Origin of the sequence: Pseudorhodobacter sp. MZDSW-24AT, assembly GCF_002794355.1 — a bacterium.
Classification (GTDB): Bacteria; Pseudomonadota; Alphaproteobacteria; order Rhodobacterales; family Rhodobacteraceae; genus Pseudotabrizicola.
Window position 1 is genome coordinate 54,728 of the sequence record NZ_PGOI01000013.1, and the last position, 17,416, is coordinate 72,143.

The following is a 17,416-nucleotide window of genomic DNA, read 5'->3' on the forward strand; positions in this document are numbered from 1 at the left end:
CAGTCAAGCGCCGCACAAAGCCCTGTGTCAACCGCCTTGGAGAGCCCATGCCCACCCGACCCGATCCCGTGGCCCCGGCAGATGAAGATGCCCGTCAGCAGGCGCGGCAATTGCTGGCCGCGTCCCATGCGGCCTTGGCCTACACCGACGCGCAGACCGGCACCCCGGGGATCAGCCGCATCGCCTTTGGCCGCGCGCCAGACGGCGGCCCGATGACGCTGATCTCGGCCCTTGCGCCGCACAGCGCCGCCTTGCGCGCGCAGCCCGCCTGCGCCGTCCTTCTGGGAGAGCCGGGGGCCAAAGGCGACCCGCTGACCCACCCCCGCCTGATGCTGCAAGCCCGGGCCGAATTCATCGCGCCCGACGCCGCCGAGCGCCCCGCCTTGCGCGACCATTGGCTCGCCCATCACCCCAAGGCCAAGCTGTATATCGATTTTGCCGATTTTGCGCTTGTCCGCCTCGTGCCGGTCGCGGCCTTGCTCAACGGCGGCTTCGGGCGGGCCTTCCGCCTGCTGCCCGAAGATCTGGCCTAGCGGCACAAGGGGCGGCCCGGCGCCGCCCCTGCCCCCTTCTCACGTCGGGTTGTCGCAGCGCAAGGTGGCCAGCACCTTGCCCTTCACCGCCGCAGGCCAGCGCAGATGCACCAGATTGCGCGCCGTGCCTTGCTCGTTGAGCACAAAGGGCATCGCATATTGCGCCACATCCGCCGCCGTGGTGATCGCCCCTTCTGCCACCAGACTTTGGGTGTTGCGCACCCGCGCGCCAAACGGCATGAACGCCCCGCCCTCCACCACCCATGTATCGGCGGCCGTATTTTGCGTGTGCAAAAGGGTCAGCGGATTCATCACGATCTGCGACACCCCGTTGAACACATTCCCCGTAAAGTTCACATTGCGAAAGCGGCTGAAATCCAGCGTGCCATGCGTGGTGTCCACCGCCTCCACCCGATCCACCGCCCCATTGATGGTGCGAAAGGTATTGTCCGAAACCGTCAGCCCCTGAACGAACTGGCCCGACCCTTTCGGCGCAATGACAATCCAGCGGAACCACGGCGCGACATCGCTGGCAAAGAAATGGTTCGCCGCGATCGAGACATTGCCAAAGCTGAAGCCGGTCGTGAAATCCGGGTCGGCGTCATGCTCATTCGACCATTCGATAAAGCAGTTGTCGACATAATTGCCCGTAAAGGTCAGGCGCGGATTGGTCTGCGTCACGATCAGCCCGGCACGCCGCAGGCCCGCCGCCGCGCTGTCGCCTTGGAAGAAATGGTTGCCGCTGATCAGGTGCCCCCCGCCGTTCGCCACCATGAAATGCGCAAAGCGCACCACCCGGTTTGACCGGATCTTCGCGTCATTCGCATTGATGTTCAGCGCGATGGAGCTGCGATCCTGCGCCAGCATCGCTTGCTCATTCGACCAGAACTGGCACCCGTCGACGATCAGGCCCTGACAGCCCGATCCGATCGAGGTGATGCCACGATCCTTCGGGCGGTTGAACACGCAATCCCCGATCCGCAAGGTCAGGCCGATGCGCGGCAGCATGATCCCGGAACACAGACCGTTGCAGTTCAGGTCCATCCGGTCGATCTCGAAGCGCGACAGATCCTCGAACCCCGAGAAATCCAGCAGATACTTATAGCGCGTAAAGGTCAGCGTGCGCGTGCCCGCCCCGCCCCACAGCGGCTGGCTCAGCGTCAGCGTGCCGGTGCCGATGTTCTTGGCCACCACATAGACTTCGCGCCCCACACCCGGGCCGCTCACCCGCGCGCCCAGCGGGATGGTGGAAACACTGGCCACCGCTGTCAGCTGCAACGGGGCAGAGGGGCTATAGGTCGCGCTCGCCGTGACCACCCCATCATCCCAGCCCGGACCGGCCACCGCGTTCAGCTGCCCATTGGTCAGAAAGCGGCGCTGCGCAAAAGTCGTGAGCCCCGCAATCGCCGCCACGTCCAAAGGCTCCACCAGATCCACCCGGCGGTCCGAAAGGTCCAGCGCCACATGGTCGGTGAAATAGAACAAGGCCTGCAATGCCTTGCGAAATCCCAGCAATTCGTTGCCAAAGGCACTGGTGTAGCTGTCCAGATCATAATTGCGCGTCAAGGCCAGCCGCACCTCGTCGGGTTGCACCAGAGTGCCCTGAAAGCGGATCGGGTTGTTGATCGTCAGGTTCCCCGCAATCCGGTAGGTCCCCGCCGGAACCGTGATCGTGCGGCCTTGCGCGGCACTGTCCGCCGCGGCAAAGGCCGCGGTGTCATCCGCCACCCCATCGCCGCGCGCGCCAAAATCGCGCACATCCACCGCGTCGAAAATGTCGCGCAGGTAAATCCCGGTGATGTCCTCGATCTCGATGTCGTCGATGCGCACCACGCCCCCGTTCGGCCCGGTCAGATCCAGACCGATATGGCCATAGGCCGCCGTCGCGCCCCAAGCCATCGTCACCCCGCCCCGGTTGCCCGCGCCGATGATCGCCGTCACCTCAACCACTTGCCCATATTGCGTCAGTGCCACCGAAGGCCCCGACTGCACGACCCCCGGCACGTTGCTGCCATTCGACCGCCCGGCCCAGCCTGCGATCCGCACCGAAGGCAAGGCGCCCGACACACATTTCACCCGCACCGTGACGCGCAGATACAGCCCCGGCTGCATCGGAATCTGCTGGAAACAGCGCAACTTCTGCGTCGCCGAGGTCTTTTGCAACTCCAGCGCGCCGCCGAAATCCTGATCCGCAGGCACAAAGGCGGCATTGGCTTGGTCCGCATAGGACCCCTGCCCCGGCACACCATCCTCACGCGACCACAGGTTCAGCCCCGCAGAGAAGGCAGGCGGCATCAGCACCAGCCCGTCGGTAATCGCCTTGTTCATATCCCGTGTCCCTTGCTTGGTCCCATCGGCCAGCGGAAGCCTCCACCGCCATGCGCGGCACAGGGCTATCAACAAGGGGTTAACGCAGGCTCAGCCCAGCGCGCGCTGCGCCGCAAGGCACTGCGCAAAATGCGCCATGCGCGCGGCGAATTCCGTCTCGAAACTGTGGGCTTGCGCAAAGCGCAGGCCAGACGCCGCCGCCGCGTGCAAGGGGCTGCGCTCTTGCGCCAGCCCGATCAGCCGATCCGACAGCGCCCGCCGGTCCCCCAAGGGCAGCGCCCAACCGCCCCCCGACGCAGCCGCCATCTGCCCCCACATCTCATTGGCATAGCCCAGCACCGGAACCCCGCAGCCCAGACTTTCCAGATAGGTGCAGGACGGATCTGCCTGCCTGTGACAGCTCAGGAACAGGTCGGCCTCTGCCCGCATGCGCGGCACCAGCACGCGTTCAAAATCCACCGGCGCATGCAGACGCATCTGCCCGCCCAGCGTCTCGGCGCCCTGCCGCACCTCCGCCTCCAAGGCGCCCGTGCCGTAAACGTCCAGCGTGAACGCCACACCCGCCGCCTGCAACGCCCGCGCGATCGGCACCAGATCCTGCGCGCCCTTCATCGGCTCCAGCCGCCCGGAATGCACGATCCGCAACGGCCCGGCATAGGCCTGCTTCGCCACCATCTCCGCTGGCGTGGCCATCATCCCGGCGCGCATCCGGCCATCCAGATACAGCATCGCCCGCGCGTTCAGCCCGCGATAGGCGTCAAAGGCCGGGTATCCGTTGCATTGAACCCCGGCCGCCCGGCGAAACGCGGCCTTCCGCCGGGCCTCCATCCGCAGATTCCACAGCGCAGACCAAGCCTTGCGCACAGGCCCCCTGTCCCGGTCCATCGCCACGATCCGCAGCCGTGTCCCGATCGTGTATTCCACCACAAACACCACAGGCACGCGGCCCTCGGCCAGATGCAAGGCCTCGGCCATATCGGCGGGGGCCGCGATCAGATCGGCGGCCATGGCGGGCAGGGACGCGCCTGCGGGCAGCACCGTCAGATCGAACCCCAGATCCTCGGGCGCATATTCCGCGCCAAAGGGCACAGCGGCCGCCCCTTCCCAGATCACGGCCGAAACCCGCCCCTCCCACAGCACCGCATGCGCCCGCATCCCTTCCACATATTTCACATCCAGCCGCAGCCGCCCGTCGGGCAGGCGGATCACAGGCGCGGGTGCTAGCATCATCAGCTGCGGCATGAAGCCTCCGGCGGTTGCCCAATCGCTGCCATCTCATCGCCCGCCATTCTGGCCAGATCAAGGCCACAGACGAAAAGGGGCGGCCCTTGCGGACCGCCCCCTGTTTCCTGACGGAAACGACTGTTCAGATGTGCAAGCCGCAGCTTACATCATGCCGTCCATGCCGCCCATTCCGCCCATGCCGCCGGGAGCGCCGCCAGCCGATTCCTTGGCCGGACGGTCTGCGATCATCGCTTCGGTGGTGATCAGGAGCGAAGCAACCGAAGCTGCATCTTCCAGAGCGGTGCGGGTCACTTTGGCCGGGTCGATCACGCCGAACGAGAACATGTCGCCATATTCTTCGGTCTGCGCGTTGAAGCCAAAGTTCTTGTCAGTCGACTCGCGCACTTTGCCAGCCACGACAGCGCCATCGACGCCCGCGTTTTCAGCGATCTGACGCAGCGGTGCTTCCAGCGCGCGGCGCACGATGGCGATCCCGGCGTTCTGGTCGCTGTTCGCGCCGGTCAGGCCTTCCAGAACCTTGCCAGCCTGAACCAGAGCCACGCCACCGCCAACAACGATGCCTTCCTGAACGGCCGCACGGGTCGCGTTCAGAGCGTCATCAACGCGGTCCTTGCGCTCTTTCACTTCAACTTCGGTCATGCCGCCAACCTTGATCACGGCAACACCGCCAGCCAGCTTGGCCACGCGCTCTTGCAGCTTTTCACGGTCATAGTCGCTGGTGGTTTCTTCGATCTGCGCGCGGATCTGGGCCACACGGGCTTCGATCTCGGCCTTGTCTCCATTGCCGTCAACGATGGTGGTGTTGTCCTTGTTGATCGTGACTTTCTTGGCACGGCCCAGCATGTCGATGCCGACATTCTCCAGCTTCATGCCCAGATCATCGCTGATCACCTGACCGCCGGTCAGGATGGCGATGTCTTGCAGCATCGCCTTGCGACGATCGCCAAAGCCCGGAGCCTTGACAGCAGCGATTTTCAGACCGCCGCGCAGCTTGTTCACGACCAGCGTGGCCAAAGCCTCGCCTTCCACGTCTTCCGCGATGATGACCAGCGGACGCTGCGACTGAATCACGGCTTCCAGCAGCGGAACCATCGGCTGCAACGACGAGAGCTTTTTCTCGTGCAGAAGGATGTAGGCGTCTTCCAGATCGGCAACCATCTTGTCGGCGTTGGTCACGAAATAGGGCGACAGGTAGCCACGGTCGAACTGCATGCCTTCGACAACGGTGGTTTCCGTTTCCAGACCCTTGTTCTCTTCGACGGTGATCACACCCTCGTTGCCAACCTTCTGCATCGCATCCGCGATCTGACGGCCGATTTCCTTTTCGCCGTTGGCCGAGATGGTGCCAACCTGCGCAACTTCATCGCTGTCCTTGACAGGGCGTGCAGCGGCTTTGATAGCCTCGACGACCTTGACCACAGCCATGTCGATGCCGCGCTTCAGATCCATCGGGTTCATGCCGGCAGCAACGGCCTTCATGCCTTCCTTGATGATGGCTTGTGCGAGCACGGTTGCGGTGGTGGTGCCGTCGCCCGCCTCATCGTTGGTGCGGGAAGCAACTTCCTTCACCATCTGGGCGCCCATGTTTTCGAACTTGTCAGCCAGTTCGATTTCCTTGGCAACCGTCACACCGTCCTTGGTGATGCGGGGCGAGCCGAAGGATTTGTCGATCACCACGTTGCGGCCTTTCGGGCCGAGGGTGACTTTCACAGCGTCAGCCAGAATGTTCACGCCGCGCAGCATGCGGTCGCGGGCATCGGTGTCAAAACGTACGTCTTTAGCAGCCATGTGTGTAGCTCCTTGAATGGGTTGCAGTCGAAAGCGGTTGGTCGGGGTTCCCCCCGCCCTCCATCCCTCAGGCGATGATGCCGAGGATGTCGCTTTCCTTCATGATCAGCAGCTCTTCGCCGTTCAGCGTCACTTCGGTGCCCGACCATTTGCCGAACAGGATGCGGTCGCCAGCCTTGACCGAAGGTGCGATCAGCTCGCCCGAATCCTTGCGTGCGCCTTCACCGACCGAGACGATTTCGCCTTCTGCGGGCTTTTCCTTGGCGGTGTCCGGGATGATCAGGCCGCCCTTGGTCTTGTCTTCGCCTTGGATGCGACGAACGAGCACACGGTCATGCAGCGGTTTGAAAGCCATCTGGTAACACTCCCTTAGGTTCCAGGTTGAATCTTTTAGCACTCACCCAAGGCGAGTGCTAACGAGGCTTATCTAAGCACCGCATCCGAGTCTGTCAACCGGCAGGACCCCGCCCGTTGTGCGCAATTTTACTTGGCTTCCCCGCCCCTGCCTGACACCCTCTCCCCCCTGACCGAAAGGGAGATTGATGCGCATCCTGTTGACCTTGCTGTGCGCCTTCGCCAGCCCCCTCACCCTTGCCAGTGCCGCCGTCGCGGCCTGCACGGGCACCAATCTTTTCACCCAGATGGACCCGGACCGCCGGGCCGCGCTCGAAGAGGCCGCCGCCGCGCAGCCCTTCCACCAAGGAAACTTCTGGCGCGCCACCAAGGACGGGCAGGAAATCACCCTGATCGGCACCTATCACCTGTCAGACCCCCGCCACGATGACATCATGGCCCGCGTGACGCCTCTGCTCGACGCGGCCAGCACCCTGCTTGTCGAGGCTGGCCCGGATGAGGAAGAGGCGCTGGTCGCCGCCGTCGCCAAGGACCCCACGCTTTTCGTGATGCCCGACACCACCCTCCCCACCCTGATGCAGCCGCAGGATTGGGAGGCGCTCTCCGATGCCCTGTCCCGCCGGGGCATCCCCGGCTTCATGGCGGCCAAGTTTCAGCCGTGGTATATCACCGTCCTCCTCGCCGTGCCGCCCTGCATGATGGCCGAGGTTCAGGCGCAAGACCGCAACGGGCTCGACCATCGCATCATCGATCACGCCAAGGCCCGCGGCCTGCCCGTCCAAGGGCTGGAGCCTTACGACACCGTCTTCACGCTTTTCGACAGCTTCTCCCGCGAAGATCAGATCTCGATGCTGCGCGCCTCGCTCGCGATCGAAGATCAGGCCGAAGATTACATCGCCACCCTGGCCGACAGCTACTTCGCCGGAGAATCCCGGCTGATCTGGGAACTGATGCGCGATCTGTCCTTGCAGATGCCCGGCTACACGACCGAGCAGGTGGAAGCCGACCTCGCCAAGATGGAACAAGCCCTTCTGGTCGAGCGCAACGCTGGCTGGATTCCGGTGATCGAGGCTGCGGCACAGGCGGGCCCCGTGGTCGCCGCCTTCGGCGCGCTGCACCTGCCGGGCGAACACGGCATCCCCGCCTTGTTGCAAGACCAAGGCTGGACGCTCACCCCGCTCGCCCCCTGATGGCCGCAGGGCGGGGGGAACCCCGCCCTGCCCCGCGCAGCCACATCCGGGGCCGCCGGGCAGGTGACAAGGCCAGACCGAGCGCCTATAAGCCGCCTCAGATCTCTTGCCTCAAGGTGCTTGCATGACCACACTTGTTTTCGGCCACAAATCCCCCGACACCGACTCCACCGGATCGCCCCTCATCTGGGCGTGGTATCTGACCCATGTGCAAAACACCCCGGCCAAGGCCGTGCTTCTGGGGGAGCCGAACACCGAAGCCGCCTTCATGCTCAAGCACTGGGATCTGCCCAAGCCCGAGATCATTGCCGATGTCACCGCCGATGATACCGTGGTGATCGTCGACACCAACAATCCGGCGGAACTGCCGCCCTCGATCAACGAGGCCAAGATCACCGGCATCATCGACCACCATCTGCTGGTCGGCGGCATCAAGACCAAAACCCCGATCAACATCACCATCCGCCCGCTCGCCTGCACCGCCACCATCCTACACGATCTGATGGGCGATGCGCTGGCGCAGGCCCCGCGCGCCATCAAGGGCGCCATGCTGTCCTGCATTCTCTCCGACACGCTGGAATTCCGCTCGCCCACCACCACCGCGCATGACCGCGCCGTGGCCGAAAAACTGGCAGCCGATCTGGGCGTCAGCATCCCCGAACTCGCCACCGCGCTGTTCGAGGCAAAATCCGACGTCTCCGCCTTCACCGATGCGCAACTGCTGCGGATGGACTCCAAGGAATACACCGTCGCGGGCAAGGATCTGCGAGTCTCGGTCCTCGAAACCACCGCGCCCAAGATCGTGCTCGACCGCAAGGCCAGCCTGATGGCCGCGATGGACGCCGTGGCGCAAGAAGACGGCGCCGATCAGGTGCTGTTGTTCGTCGTCGACATCCTGCGCGAAGAGGCCACGCTCTTGGTCCCCAACGATCTGGTCCGCCAGATGGCCGAAGCCTCCTTCGGCTGCACCGTTCAAGGGGACAGCGTGGTGCTGCCCGGCGTGATGAGCCGCAAAAAGCAGATCATTCCCGCCCTCAAACTCTGAAAAACACGCCATCAGGCGTCGTGCCCACAGCGCATGACGCCTGCCATACGTTGACCATACGCAAACCAGACGCAGAACTCCCCCTCGTCTCGCCCCGAAAGGCCCGTCGCATGACCCAGATCATCCGTTCCCTCGCCGACCTGTCGGGCCGCTATGACGCGCTGTTCTGCGATCTCTGGGGCTGCCTGCACAATGGCGTGACCCCGTTTCCGGCCGCCGTCGCCGCCTTGCAAGCCTTCCGCGCCCAAGGCGGCAAGGTCATCCTTGTCACCAATGCGCCCCGCCCAAAATCCAGCATTGTCAAGCAGTTGGATGCCATGGGCCTGCCCCGCGACACGTGGGATGATGTGGCCTCCTCGGGCGACGCCACCCAAGCGGCCATGCTGTCAGGCGCGGCAGGGTCGCAGGTCTACCACATCGGCGCGCCCAAGGATGAACCCTTCTTTACCGATTTCGAAGATGATCTGGCCGCTCTGGCAGCCACCAGCACCATCACCCGCGTCCCCCTCGACCAAGCCACCGGCGTGATCTGCACTGGCCTCGCCGACGACCTGACCGAAACGCCCGAGGATTACCGGGCCAAGCTCTTGATGGCAAAGGCAAAGGGGCTCAAAATGCTTTGCGCGAACCCGGATATCATCGTCGATATGGGCGAACGGCGCCTCTACTGCGCCGGAGCGCTCGCCAAGGCTTACGAAGACATGGGCGGCGAGGCACTTTACTACGGCAAGCCGCACCCCCCGATTTACGATCTCGCCCGCAAGCGTCTCGGGATGGAGGAGGCCCGCATTCTTTGCGTCGGAGATGGCATCCATACCGATGTGCAAGGCGGCGTGGGCGAAGGGCTCGACACTCTTTTCGTCACCGGCGGCATCGCAGCGCATGAATTCGGCCCCGATGTCGAAAACCCCGATGCCGCCCTCTTGCACCCTTGGCTCGAGGGACACCAACTCTCGGCCACCTATGCGATTGGCTTCCTGCGCTGACCGCAGGGTAACAAAATTGCGCCAAATGCGCAAAAATAGAAAATAACTTGCGCGACCGAATTGCGCTGCGCCGCGGCATTTGTTATTGTCGCGCCAGCTCACTCACGGGAATCGCCAGATGTTGGACAATTCGCCCCGCGGCACGATCTGTATCGAAGACCTTGAAATCGGCATGACCCGGGGCCTGTCGAAACAGGTCACCGCGCGCGACATCGACCTCTTTGCCGAGGTGTCGACGGACCGCAATCCCGTGCATCTGGATGACTCTTACGCGCAAGACACCATATTTGGGGGCCGCATCGCCCATGGCATGCTCACCGCCGGGCTGATTTCTGCGGTGATCGGCGAACAGCTTCCGGGTCACGGCACCGTCTATCTGGGCCAGTCCTTGCGCTTTCTCGCCCCCGTCCGCCCCGGTGACCGGGTGGATGCTGTGGTCACCGTCACCGCAATCGACCATGCAAAACGTCGCGTGACCCTTGAAACCCACTGCTCTGTGGGTAAAACGATGGTGCTAAAGGGTGAGGCGCTGGTTCTGGCACCAAGCCGCAAGTTCGACTGACGGGGCAGCTGCCCCAGACCGGGGTAGAATGCAGATCCACCGATCTTGGCAGGGGCTCGCCCCATCCGCCCGCGGCGCCTCGTGTGCCATGGGCAATTTCGATGGCGTGCATCTGGGTCATCAGGCCGTCATCAACCTTGCGCGCGGGGCCGCCCCTTTGGGGGTCGTCACCTTCGAGCCGCATCCGCGCGAAGTCTTTGTCCCCGATGCCCCGCCGTTCCGCCTCATGAACCCCGAGGCCCGCGCCAATCGGCTGGCCAAGCTGGGGGTGCAGCACCTGTTTGAACTCCCCTTCTCGCCCGAGCTTGCCGCCCTGACACCCGACGACTTCGCCCGCGATGTGCTGGCCGAAGGGCTGGGCATCCGCCATGTGGTTGTCGGCGCTGATTTTTGTTTCGGCAAAAGCCGTGCCGGCACCGCCGCCGATCTTCAACGGCTGGGCCAGACCTATGGCTTTGCCACCACCATCGCCGATCTGATCACCACCGCCGACCGCCCGATTTCATCCTCCGCCATCCGCACGGCGCTCAGCGACGGCCGCCCGCGCGACGCCGCCGCCATGCTGGGCCATTGGCACCGGATCGAAGGCGAGGTGATTCACGGCGAAAAGCGCGGCCGCGAGCTGGGCTATCCGACCGCCAACATGTCGGTCAAAGGCCTGCACCTGCCCCGGCTTGGGGTCTATGCCGTCAAGGCCGATGTGCTGACCGGCCCGCACAAGGGCAGCTACAGCGGCGCCGCCAGCCTTGGCGTGCGCCCGATGTTTGGCGAAAACCAGCCCAATCTGGAAACCTTCCTCTTTGATTTCAAAGGGGATCTCTATGGCGCCCACCTCTCTGTCGCCTTTGTCGATTACCTGCGCCCCGAGCTGAAGTTTGACGGCCTGCCCGCGCTCATCTCCCAGATGGCCGCCGACTGCGACCGTGCCCGCGCCATCCTCTCTGCCCTGTAACCTTTTTCTCCAAGGCCCCCTTATGCGTCCGAAGTTCTGGGAAACCGTCCCGCTGACGAAAATGACGCCTCAGGAATGGGAGGCGCTGTGTGACGGCTGCGGCAAATGCTGCCTGAACAAGATTGAATACGAAGACACCGGCGAAGTGGAATACACCCGCGTCGCCTGCCGCCTTCTGGATGGCGAAACCTGCCGCTGCAAACATTATCCCACCCGCAAGCAATATGTGCCCGATTGCGTGCAACTTTCGCCAAAGACGCTGCCGAAGATCGCCTATTGGATGCCCCGCACCTGCGCCTATCGCCTGCTGCACCAAGGCCAGCCCCTGCCGGACTGGCACCCCCTGCTGACGGGCGATCCCGAAAGCACCCATAAGGCCGGGGCCTCGGTGCGTGGCTGGACAGTGCCGGAATACGAAGTCTCCGAGGATGACTGGGAAGATTACGTCATCGAGGAAACCCCCTGATGTTCTTTGCTTCAGACAACGGCGCCCCCGTCCACCCCAACGTCTTTGCCGCGATGGAGCGGGCCAATGCAGGCTACGCCCTCTCCTATGGCAATGATGCCGCGACAGAGGCGCTGCGCGACCGCATCCGCACCCTGTTCGAGGCACCGCAGGCCGAGGTTCTGCTGCTCACCACCGGCACCGCCGCCAATGCGCTGGCGCTGTCGCTCTTGACCCCGCCTTGGGCCACCACCTTCTGCCACCGCCATGCCCATATCGCCGAAGACGAATGCGGCGCGCCCGAGTTCTTTTCGGGCGGCGCCAAGCTGACGCTGATCGACGGTGCGCATGGCAAGATCACCCCCGAGGCCTTGGCGCACAGCATCGCGCAAACGGGTGGCTCGGTGCATGTGGCGCAGCGCGGCGCCCTCAGCCTCACCAATGTGACCGAGGCCGGAACGCTTTACACCGCCGACGAACTTCGGGCGCTGGCGCAGGTGGCCAAGGCCCACCACCTGCCCGTCCATCTGGATGGCGCGCGGTTCGCCAACGCTCTGGCCGCCACCGGCGCCAGCCCCGCCGATCTGTCTTGGCGCGCGGGTGTCGATGTGCTGTCACTGGGCGGCACCAAGAACGGGCTCCTTGCCGCCGAAGCCGTGGTGCTGTTCAACCCTGCCCTCGCGTGGGAGGCGGCCCTGCGCCGCAAGCGGGCGGGCCACCTGAACTCCAAACTGCGCTATGTCGCCGCGCAGTTTGATGCTTGGTTCACCGATGACCTCTGGCTGCACATGGCCCAACACGCCAACCAGATGGCCGCCCGCTTGGCGACCGGGCTGGCAGATGTGGCAGGGGTTGAAATCCAGCACCCCATCCATGCCAACATCGTTTTCGCGCGCCTGCCCGCCGCCACCCATGCCCGCGCCAAGGCGGCAGGCGCGGTATATTACCAAAGCGACGAAACGCTCTGCCGCCTCGTCGCCTCTTGGTCAACCACTGCCGCCGATGTCGACGCGCTTCTGGCCGCCTTTCGCGGCTAGCGCGTCAGATCTTGCCCGCCAGATACAGGTCCAGATCTTCCAGCCGGTCCTGCCCCCAGAACATCTCGTCGCCCACCATATAGGTCGGCACGCCGAACACGCCGCGTGCCACCGCCTCTTCCAGATTGGCGGCATAGGTCTCTGCCCCGGCCAGCAAACCGCTGTCGGCAAGTTTGGGGTCAAATCCATTGGCGGCCAGAATATCACGCACCACGGCATCGTCCGAGATATCCCTATCCTCGGCCCAGACCGCCCGGCAAAACGCATGCACCAGCGGCCCGACATCACCCCCCGTCGCCGCCGCTGCGATGATCGCATAGCAGGACGGCGCCGCATTGGCCGGGAAATGCGCAGGCTTCAGGTTCAGCGGCATCCCCAGCTTGGCCGACTGTCGCCGCAACTCCTGCAAGCGATAGGCCTTGCGGCTTTCATGCCGGTCCGCCAGCACCTGCCCACCCGTGCGCGGCAGCAGCGCCAGAATGGCAATCGGCTTATACACGACCTTGGCCCCGTGCCGCGCGGCGATCTCCTCCAGACGGGTTCCTGCCAGATAGCAATAGGGCGACATCGTTGCGAAAAAGTAGTCGATCTGTCTCATTTGCCGCCTTGGCTCCCCTGCTTTGGTTTGCAAGACCCTAGTCGGGTGATAAGCGGTGTCAACATCCCGAATCCGTGGCCCCGGAGACCCAACATGCCCGCCATCACCGAACCCAAGCTGATTTCCGGCAATGCGAACATGCCGCTTGCCAAAGCCATTGCGCGCCGCATGTCGGTGCATCGCGGCATGTCCGTCGGGCTGGTCGACGCCCGGATCGAGCGGTTCAACGACCAAGAGATCTTCGTCGAGGTGTTTGAGAATGTGCGCGGCGAGGATATGTATGTCATCCAGCCCACCTCGAACCCGGCCAATGACAACCTGATGGAACTCCTCATCATGGTCGATGCCCTGCGCCGGTCTTCCGCCGCACGCATCACCGCCGTGATCCCCTATTTCGGCTACGCCCGCCAAGACCGCCGCGCCAAGGCGCGCACCCCGATTTCCGCAAAACTGGTCGCCAACCTGATCGAAAGCGCCGGGGTGGACCGCGTGCTCACGCTCGACCTGCACGCCGCCCAGATCCAAGGCTTCTTCGACATTCCGGTGGACAACCTCTATGCGAGCCCCGTTTTCGCACTGGACATCGAGCATCACTTCAAAGGCCAGATGGACGATCTGATGGTCGTCTCGCCCGACGTCGGCGGTGTGGCTCGCGCGCGCGAACTGGCCAAGCGCATCAACGCCCCCCTCGCCATCGTTGACAAGCGCCGCGAGAAAGCGGGCGAGATTGCCGAGATGACGGTGATCGGCGACGTTCGCGGCAAGAAGTGCATCATCGTCGACGACATCTGCGACACCGCCGGCACCCTGTGCAAGGCGGCCGAAGTGCTGATGGAGAACGGCGCCACCGAAGTGCACAGCTACATCACCCACGGCGTGCTGTCTGGCCCGGCGGTGGAGCGGATTCGCAACTCGGTGATGAAGTCCTTGGTCATCACCGATTCCATCGAACAAAGCGCCGCCGCCACCGCTGCCTCCAACATCCGCGTGGTTCCCACGGCGCCGATGTTCGCGCAGGCCATCCTGAACATCTGGAACGGCACCAGCGTGTCGAGCTTGTTCGAAACCGAAACCCTCGTGCCGATCTACGAAGGCATGTATCAGCGCGGCTAAGCCCGGGTCAGAGCGGGGGAAGCCCCGCTCTACGCCACATCCCAGTCGTCCTCATCCGGCACGTGGCCAATGGCCATCCAATCCGCCCGGATGCGGGCGACGCGGGTATCCCCCCACGTTCTGAACACCAGATGAAACCCGGTCGACGTGATGTTTTCGGCCGTCAGATCGGCGCGCGAATTGGTGTTATGGTCAATGTCCCACATCGACATCCCCACATGCACTGCCGGCGGCTGCCGGAAGGCCTCCTTGAACTGGACGATATGTCGACTTTCGCGGTCGCCCTCCCCCGTCCACATCGCACCACCATCGGCAAAATCCGAGAACAGGACGCGCGACCCCTGCAACACGCCAAGACTGCCGGATGAGAAACGCTTCATGTCCAAGACCTGTTGTCGTGCCTTGGGGTCAGCTTCCGACCCACCCCATTGGCCTGCCCCAAAAGCAACAGGCCCCAGCATATGCCGGGGCCTGCGCTAACTTCAACTGTTTCAGAGCCTTACTGCCCGATCGTGCTCCGGGCGGCCATCAGGTCGGCCACAGCCCTATCAGCTGCGTCCCGATCATCAAGACCCGCCGTTGCCGCACGCACATCGGCCAACAGGCTCTCCATCACGGCTGGCGTCGCCTCCTCCACCGGAACTGCACGCTCCGCCAGCACCGAAACGCCCGTGGCGGTGATCTCGGCAAAGCCACCGGTCACGACATAGGACGTGGTCCCAGCCGCACCGACAGCTTTCAGAATGCCGGGCCGCAGCGTGGTGATGGTGGGGGCATGCCCCTCCATCGCCGTCAGGTCGCCCTCTGCGCCCGGGATCTGCACCTCGGTCGCCTGAACCGACGCAAGGCGCCGTTCCGGGCTGACGAGGTCGAACTGAACTGCCATGATCCCCTCCTTATGCCGCAGCGGCGGCGAGTTTGGCGGCTTTGGCTTTCACGTCCTCGATGTCGCCAACCATATAGAAGGCGGCTTCCGGCAGGTGGTCATACTCACCGGCAACCACGGCCTTGAACGAGGCAATGGTTTTCTCCAGCGGAACCTGCACACCGTCAGACCCGGTGAACACTTTCGCCACGTCGAACGGCTGCGACAGGAAACGCTCCAGCTTGCGGGCACGGGCCACGGCCAGCTTGTCGTCTTCCGACAGTTCGTCCATGCCAAGGATGGCGATGATGTCTTGCAGCGACTTGTAGCGCTGAAGCACCTTCTGCACATCGGTGGCCACCGTGTAATGCTCTTCGCCGATGATCAGCGGGTCGAGCAGACGCGAGGTCGAACCCAGCGGGTCCACAGCCGGATAGATCCCTTTTTCCGAGATCGAGCGGTCCAGAACCGTCGTTGCGTCCAAGTGGGCGAACGAGGTGGCAGGCGCCGGGTCGGTCAAGTCGTCGGCCGGAACGTAAACAGCTTGCACCGAAGTGATCGAGCCGTTCTTGGTCGAGGTGATGCGTTCCTGCATCGCGCCCATGTCGGTGGCCAGCGTCGGCTGGTAGCCCACGGCCGAAGGAATACGACCCAAGAGCGCCGACACTTCCGAACCGGCTTGGGTAAAGCGGAAGATGTTGTCCACGAAGAACAGCACGTCAGCGCCGGTCTCGTCGCGGAACTGTTCTGCCATGGTCAGACCCGACAGAGCAATCCGCATCCGCGCGCCCGGAGGCTCGTTCATCTGACCGTAAACAAGTGCGATTTTCGACTTGGTCAGGTCTTCCAGATCGATAACGCCGGATTCGATCATCTCGTGATAGAGGTCGTTCCCTTCACGGGTCCGCTCACCCACACCCGCGAACACGGACACGCCCGAGTGCACTTTTGCGATGTTGTTGATCAGTTCCATGATCAGAACGGTCTTGCCCACGCCAGCACCACCGAACAGACCGATCTTGCCACCCTTGGTATAGGGGGCCAGCAGGTCGATCACCTTGATCCCGGTCACCAGAATCTGGCTTTCCGTTGCCTGATCCGCAAAAGACGGCGCCGGCTGGTGGATCGAACGGGTTTCCGAAGCGGCCACCGGGCCACGTTCGTCCACCGGCTCGCCGATGACGTTCATGATGCGGCCCAGCGTGGCCGAACCCACCGGAACCTGGATCGGCTTGCCGGTATCTGCCACCGCAGCACCACGAACCAGACCTTCGGTCGCGTCCATTGCAACGGCGCGAACCGTGTTTTCACCAAGGTGCTGCGCCACTTCCATCACAAGGGTCTTGCCATTGTTGTCGGTGGTCAGCGCGTTCAGAATTGCAGGAAGTTCGCCTTCGAACTGCACGTCCACGACGGCGCCGATAACTTGCGTCACCTTGCCCGCCGCGGCAGCTGCTTCCGGTGCTTTTGCCATGTCGTTTCTCCAGTTCCTCAGAGCGCTTCAGCGCCCGAAATGATTTCGATAAGCTCTTTGGTGATCGCAGCCTGACGCGACCGGTTGTAAACCGTCGTGTACTTCTTGATCATGTCGCCGGCGTTGCGCGTGGCGTTATCCATCGCGCTCATCCGGGCACCTTGTTCCGAAGCGCCATTCTCCAGCAGAGCCGTAAAGATCTGCGTGGCCACACCACGCGGCAGCAGATCGGCCAGAATGGCCTCTTCGCTGGGCTCGTAGTCATACAGGGCATTGGTCGGCGCCCCGTCGAACTTGGCCGGAATGACTTGCTGCGCTGTCGGCACCTGGCTGATGACCGACTGGAAGCGGTTGTAGAAGATCGTCGCCACGTCGAACTCACCCGCTTCAAACCGGGCAAGAACGTCGCGCGCAATCGCCTGGGCATTCACATAGCCCACACGCTTCACCTCAGACAGATCGATATGGCCCACCATATGAGCTTCCAGATCGCGGCGCAGTTGCTCGCGGCCTTTCTTGCCAACGGTCAGGATCTTCACGGTCTTGCCTTGCGCCAGCAACTCGTTGGCACGCACGCGGGCCAGCCGCGCGATGCTCGAATTGAAACCGCCGCACAGACCGCGCTCTGCCGTCATCACGACCAGCAGATGCACCTGATCCTTCCCCGTCCCGGCCAGAAGCCGGGGCGCGGATGTCGAGTTTCCAACCGATGCAGACAGTCCCGCCATGACCGCATTCATCCGCTCGGCATAAGGCCGGGCAGCTTCCGCAGCGTCTTGCGCACGGCGCAGTTTCGCCGCCGAGACCATTTGCATCGCCTTGGTGATCTTGCGCGTGTTCTTCACGCTCGCGATCTTGTTCTTTAAGTCCTTAAGGCTGGGCATATCCCTGTCCTTTCAGA

The 17,416-nt window shown here is 63.6% G+C and carries 18 protein-coding genes; 9 read left to right on the forward strand and 9 right to left on the reverse strand.

The window, feature by feature from the left end; all coding sequences use genetic code 11:
- Nucleotides 1-47: 47 nt before the first annotated feature.
- Nucleotides 48-533: a HugZ family protein gene (locus tag CUR21_RS16970; protein ID WP_100198262.1), complete on the forward strand. Its 486-nt coding sequence runs from the start codon at nt 48-50 to the stop codon at nt 531-533.
- 39 nt (nt 534-572) lie between these two features.
- Here CUR21_RS16970 and CUR21_RS16975 read toward each other — a convergent pair whose 3' ends face one another.
- The 4 genes from CUR21_RS16975 to CUR21_RS16990 all read right to left on the reverse strand — a co-directional run bounded on the left by CUR21_RS16975 (nt 573) and on the right by CUR21_RS16990 (nt 6,249).
- The gene (locus tag CUR21_RS16975; protein ID WP_100198263.1) at nt 573-2,861 is read right to left on the reverse strand and encodes a glycosyl hydrolase family 28-related protein; all 2,289 of its coding nucleotides are present in this window, start codon (nt 2,859-2,861) and stop codon (nt 573-575) included.
- A 90-nt stretch (nt 2,862-2,951) separates the two neighbouring features.
- Nucleotides 2,952-4,103, reverse strand: coding sequence for a glycosyltransferase (locus CUR21_RS16980; RefSeq protein ID WP_100198264.1), 1,152 nt, complete (start codon nt 4,101-4,103; stop codon nt 2,952-2,954).
- Nucleotides 4,104-4,247: 144 nt separating this feature from the next.
- The gene (gene groL / locus CUR21_RS16985) at nt 4,248-5,894 is read right to left on the reverse strand and encodes a chaperonin GroEL (RefSeq protein WP_100198265.1); all 1,647 of its coding nucleotides are present in this window, start codon (nt 5,892-5,894) and stop codon (nt 4,248-4,250) included.
- Between the two features lie 67 nt (nt 5,895-5,961).
- Nucleotides 5,962-6,249, reverse strand: a complete 288-nt coding sequence (locus CUR21_RS16990; protein ID WP_100198266.1) for a co-chaperone GroES — start codon at nt 6,247-6,249, stop codon at nt 5,962-5,964.
- Between the two features lie 187 nt (nt 6,250-6,436).
- On the opposite strand from CUR21_RS16990, the gene CUR21_RS16995 reads away from it, so the two are divergent.
- From CUR21_RS16995 to CUR21_RS17025, 7 genes are all read left to right on the forward strand, one after another.
- Nucleotides 6,437-7,438: a TraB/GumN family protein gene (locus CUR21_RS16995; RefSeq protein WP_100198267.1), complete on the forward strand. Its 1,002-nt coding sequence runs from the start codon at nt 6,437-6,439 to the stop codon at nt 7,436-7,438.
- Nucleotides 7,439-7,562: 124 nt separating this feature from the next.
- A complete protein-coding gene (locus CUR21_RS17000; RefSeq protein ID WP_100198268.1) occupies nt 7,563-8,483 on the forward strand; it encodes a manganese-dependent inorganic pyrophosphatase in 921 nt (306 codons plus the stop codon).
- A gap of 110 nt (nt 8,484-8,593) precedes the next feature.
- Nucleotides 8,594-9,469, forward strand: a complete 876-nt coding sequence (locus CUR21_RS17005; RefSeq protein ID WP_100198269.1) for a TIGR01459 family HAD-type hydrolase — start codon at nt 8,594-8,596, stop codon at nt 9,467-9,469.
- Nucleotides 9,470-9,587: 118 nt separating this feature from the next.
- Complete coding sequence (locus CUR21_RS17010; protein WP_100198270.1) at nt 9,588-10,031, forward strand: MaoC family dehydratase; 444 nt, start codon at nt 9,588-9,590, stop codon at nt 10,029-10,031.
- A 28-nt stretch (nt 10,032-10,059) separates the two neighbouring features.
- Complete coding sequence (locus CUR21_RS17015) at nt 10,060-10,983, forward strand: bifunctional riboflavin kinase/FAD synthetase (RefSeq protein ID WP_100198271.1); 924 nt, start codon at nt 10,060-10,062, stop codon at nt 10,981-10,983.
- Between the two features lie 22 nt (nt 10,984-11,005).
- Nucleotides 11,006-11,449 carry a YcgN family cysteine cluster protein gene (locus CUR21_RS17020; RefSeq protein ID WP_100198272.1) on the forward strand — a complete coding sequence of 148 codons (444 nt, stop codon included), beginning with the start codon at nt 11,006-11,008 and terminating at the stop codon, nt 11,447-11,449.
- Nucleotides 11,449-12,465 carry a low specificity L-threonine aldolase gene (locus CUR21_RS17025; protein WP_100198273.1) on the forward strand — a complete coding sequence of 339 codons (1,017 nt, stop codon included), beginning with the start codon at nt 11,449-11,451 and terminating at the stop codon, nt 12,463-12,465. Before CUR21_RS17020 ends, CUR21_RS17025 begins: the two co-directional genes overlap by 1 nt.
- A gap of 4 nt (nt 12,466-12,469) precedes the next feature.
- Here the strand turns inward: CUR21_RS17025 and CUR21_RS17030 are convergent, their stop codons facing one another.
- Nucleotides 12,470-13,063, reverse strand: a complete 594-nt coding sequence (locus CUR21_RS17030; RefSeq protein WP_100198274.1) for a 2-hydroxychromene-2-carboxylate isomerase — start codon at nt 13,061-13,063, stop codon at nt 12,470-12,472.
- Nucleotides 13,064-13,156: 93 nt separating this feature from the next.
- Here CUR21_RS17030 and CUR21_RS17035 point away from each other — a divergent pair, with 93 nt between their 5' ends.
- Nucleotides 13,157-14,176: a ribose-phosphate pyrophosphokinase gene (locus CUR21_RS17035; protein WP_100198275.1), complete on the forward strand. Its 1,020-nt coding sequence runs from the start codon at nt 13,157-13,159 to the stop codon at nt 14,174-14,176.
- 29 nt (nt 14,177-14,205) lie between these two features.
- Here the strand turns inward: CUR21_RS17035 and CUR21_RS17040 are convergent, their stop codons facing one another.
- From CUR21_RS17040 to CUR21_RS17055, 4 genes are all read right to left on the reverse strand, one after another.
- Nucleotides 14,206-14,556, reverse strand: a complete 351-nt coding sequence (locus CUR21_RS17040) for an H-type lectin domain-containing protein (protein ID WP_100198430.1) — start codon at nt 14,554-14,556, stop codon at nt 14,206-14,208.
- 119 nt (nt 14,557-14,675) lie between these two features.
- Complete coding sequence (locus CUR21_RS17045; protein ID WP_100198276.1) at nt 14,676-15,062, reverse strand: F0F1 ATP synthase subunit epsilon; 387 nt, start codon at nt 15,060-15,062, stop codon at nt 14,676-14,678.
- A gap of 10 nt (nt 15,063-15,072) precedes the next feature.
- Nucleotides 15,073-16,515 (reverse strand): F0F1 ATP synthase subunit beta, encoded by a 1,443-nt coding sequence (gene atpD / locus CUR21_RS17050; protein ID WP_100198277.1) that lies wholly within the window; start codon nt 16,513-16,515, stop codon nt 15,073-15,075.
- A 17-nt stretch (nt 16,516-16,532) separates the two neighbouring features.
- A complete protein-coding gene (locus CUR21_RS17055) occupies nt 16,533-17,399 on the reverse strand; it encodes a F0F1 ATP synthase subunit gamma (RefSeq protein ID WP_100198278.1) in 867 nt (288 codons plus the stop codon).
- Nucleotides 17,400-17,416 lie beyond the last annotated feature (17 nt).

Bases quoted from the DNA above. Each gene is read 5' to 3' on its own strand.
- CUR21_RS16970 (WP_100198262.1), top strand. From the start codon at position 48: ATGCCCACCCGACCCGATCCCGTGGCCCCGGCAGATGAAGATGCCCGT.
- CUR21_RS16975 (WP_100198263.1), bottom strand. From the start codon at position 2,861: ATGAACAAGGCGATTACCGACGGGCTGGTGCTGATGCCGCCTGCCTTC.
- CUR21_RS16980 (WP_100198264.1), bottom strand. From the start codon at position 4,103: ATGCCGCAGCTGATGATGCTAGCACCCGCGCCTGTGATCCGCCTGCCC.
- groL (WP_100198265.1), bottom strand. From the start codon at position 5,894: ATGGCTGCTAAAGACGTACGTTTTGACACCGATGCCCGCGACCGCATG.
- CUR21_RS16990 (WP_100198266.1), bottom strand. From the start codon at position 6,249: ATGGCTTTCAAACCGCTGCATGACCGTGTGCTCGTTCGTCGCATCCAA.
- CUR21_RS16995 (WP_100198267.1), top strand. From the start codon at position 6,437: ATGCGCATCCTGTTGACCTTGCTGTGCGCCTTCGCCAGCCCCCTCACC.
- CUR21_RS17000 (WP_100198268.1), top strand. From the start codon at position 7,563: ATGACCACACTTGTTTTCGGCCACAAATCCCCCGACACCGACTCCACC.
- CUR21_RS17005 (WP_100198269.1), top strand. From the start codon at position 8,594: ATGACCCAGATCATCCGTTCCCTCGCCGACCTGTCGGGCCGCTATGAC.
- CUR21_RS17010 (WP_100198270.1), top strand. From the start codon at position 9,588: ATGTTGGACAATTCGCCCCGCGGCACGATCTGTATCGAAGACCTTGAA.
- CUR21_RS17015 (WP_100198271.1), top strand. From the start codon at position 10,060: ATGCAGATCCACCGATCTTGGCAGGGGCTCGCCCCATCCGCCCGCGGC.
- CUR21_RS17020 (WP_100198272.1), top strand. From the start codon at position 11,006: ATGCGTCCGAAGTTCTGGGAAACCGTCCCGCTGACGAAAATGACGCCT.
- CUR21_RS17025 (WP_100198273.1), top strand. From the start codon at position 11,449: ATGTTCTTTGCTTCAGACAACGGCGCCCCCGTCCACCCCAACGTCTTT.
- CUR21_RS17030 (WP_100198274.1), bottom strand. From the start codon at position 13,063: ATGAGACAGATCGACTACTTTTTCGCAACGATGTCGCCCTATTGCTAT.
- CUR21_RS17035 (WP_100198275.1), top strand. From the start codon at position 13,157: ATGCCCGCCATCACCGAACCCAAGCTGATTTCCGGCAATGCGAACATG.
- CUR21_RS17040 (WP_100198430.1), bottom strand. From the start codon at position 14,556: ATGAAGCGTTTCTCATCCGGCAGTCTTGGCGTGTTGCAGGGGTCGCGC.
- CUR21_RS17045 (WP_100198276.1), bottom strand. From the start codon at position 15,062: ATGGCAGTTCAGTTCGACCTCGTCAGCCCGGAACGGCGCCTTGCGTCG.
- atpD (WP_100198277.1), bottom strand. From the start codon at position 16,515: ATGGCAAAAGCACCGGAAGCAGCTGCCGCGGCGGGCAAGGTGACGCAA.
- CUR21_RS17055 (WP_100198278.1), bottom strand. From the start codon at position 17,399: ATGCCCAGCCTTAAGGACTTAAAGAACAAGATCGCGAGCGTGAAGAAC.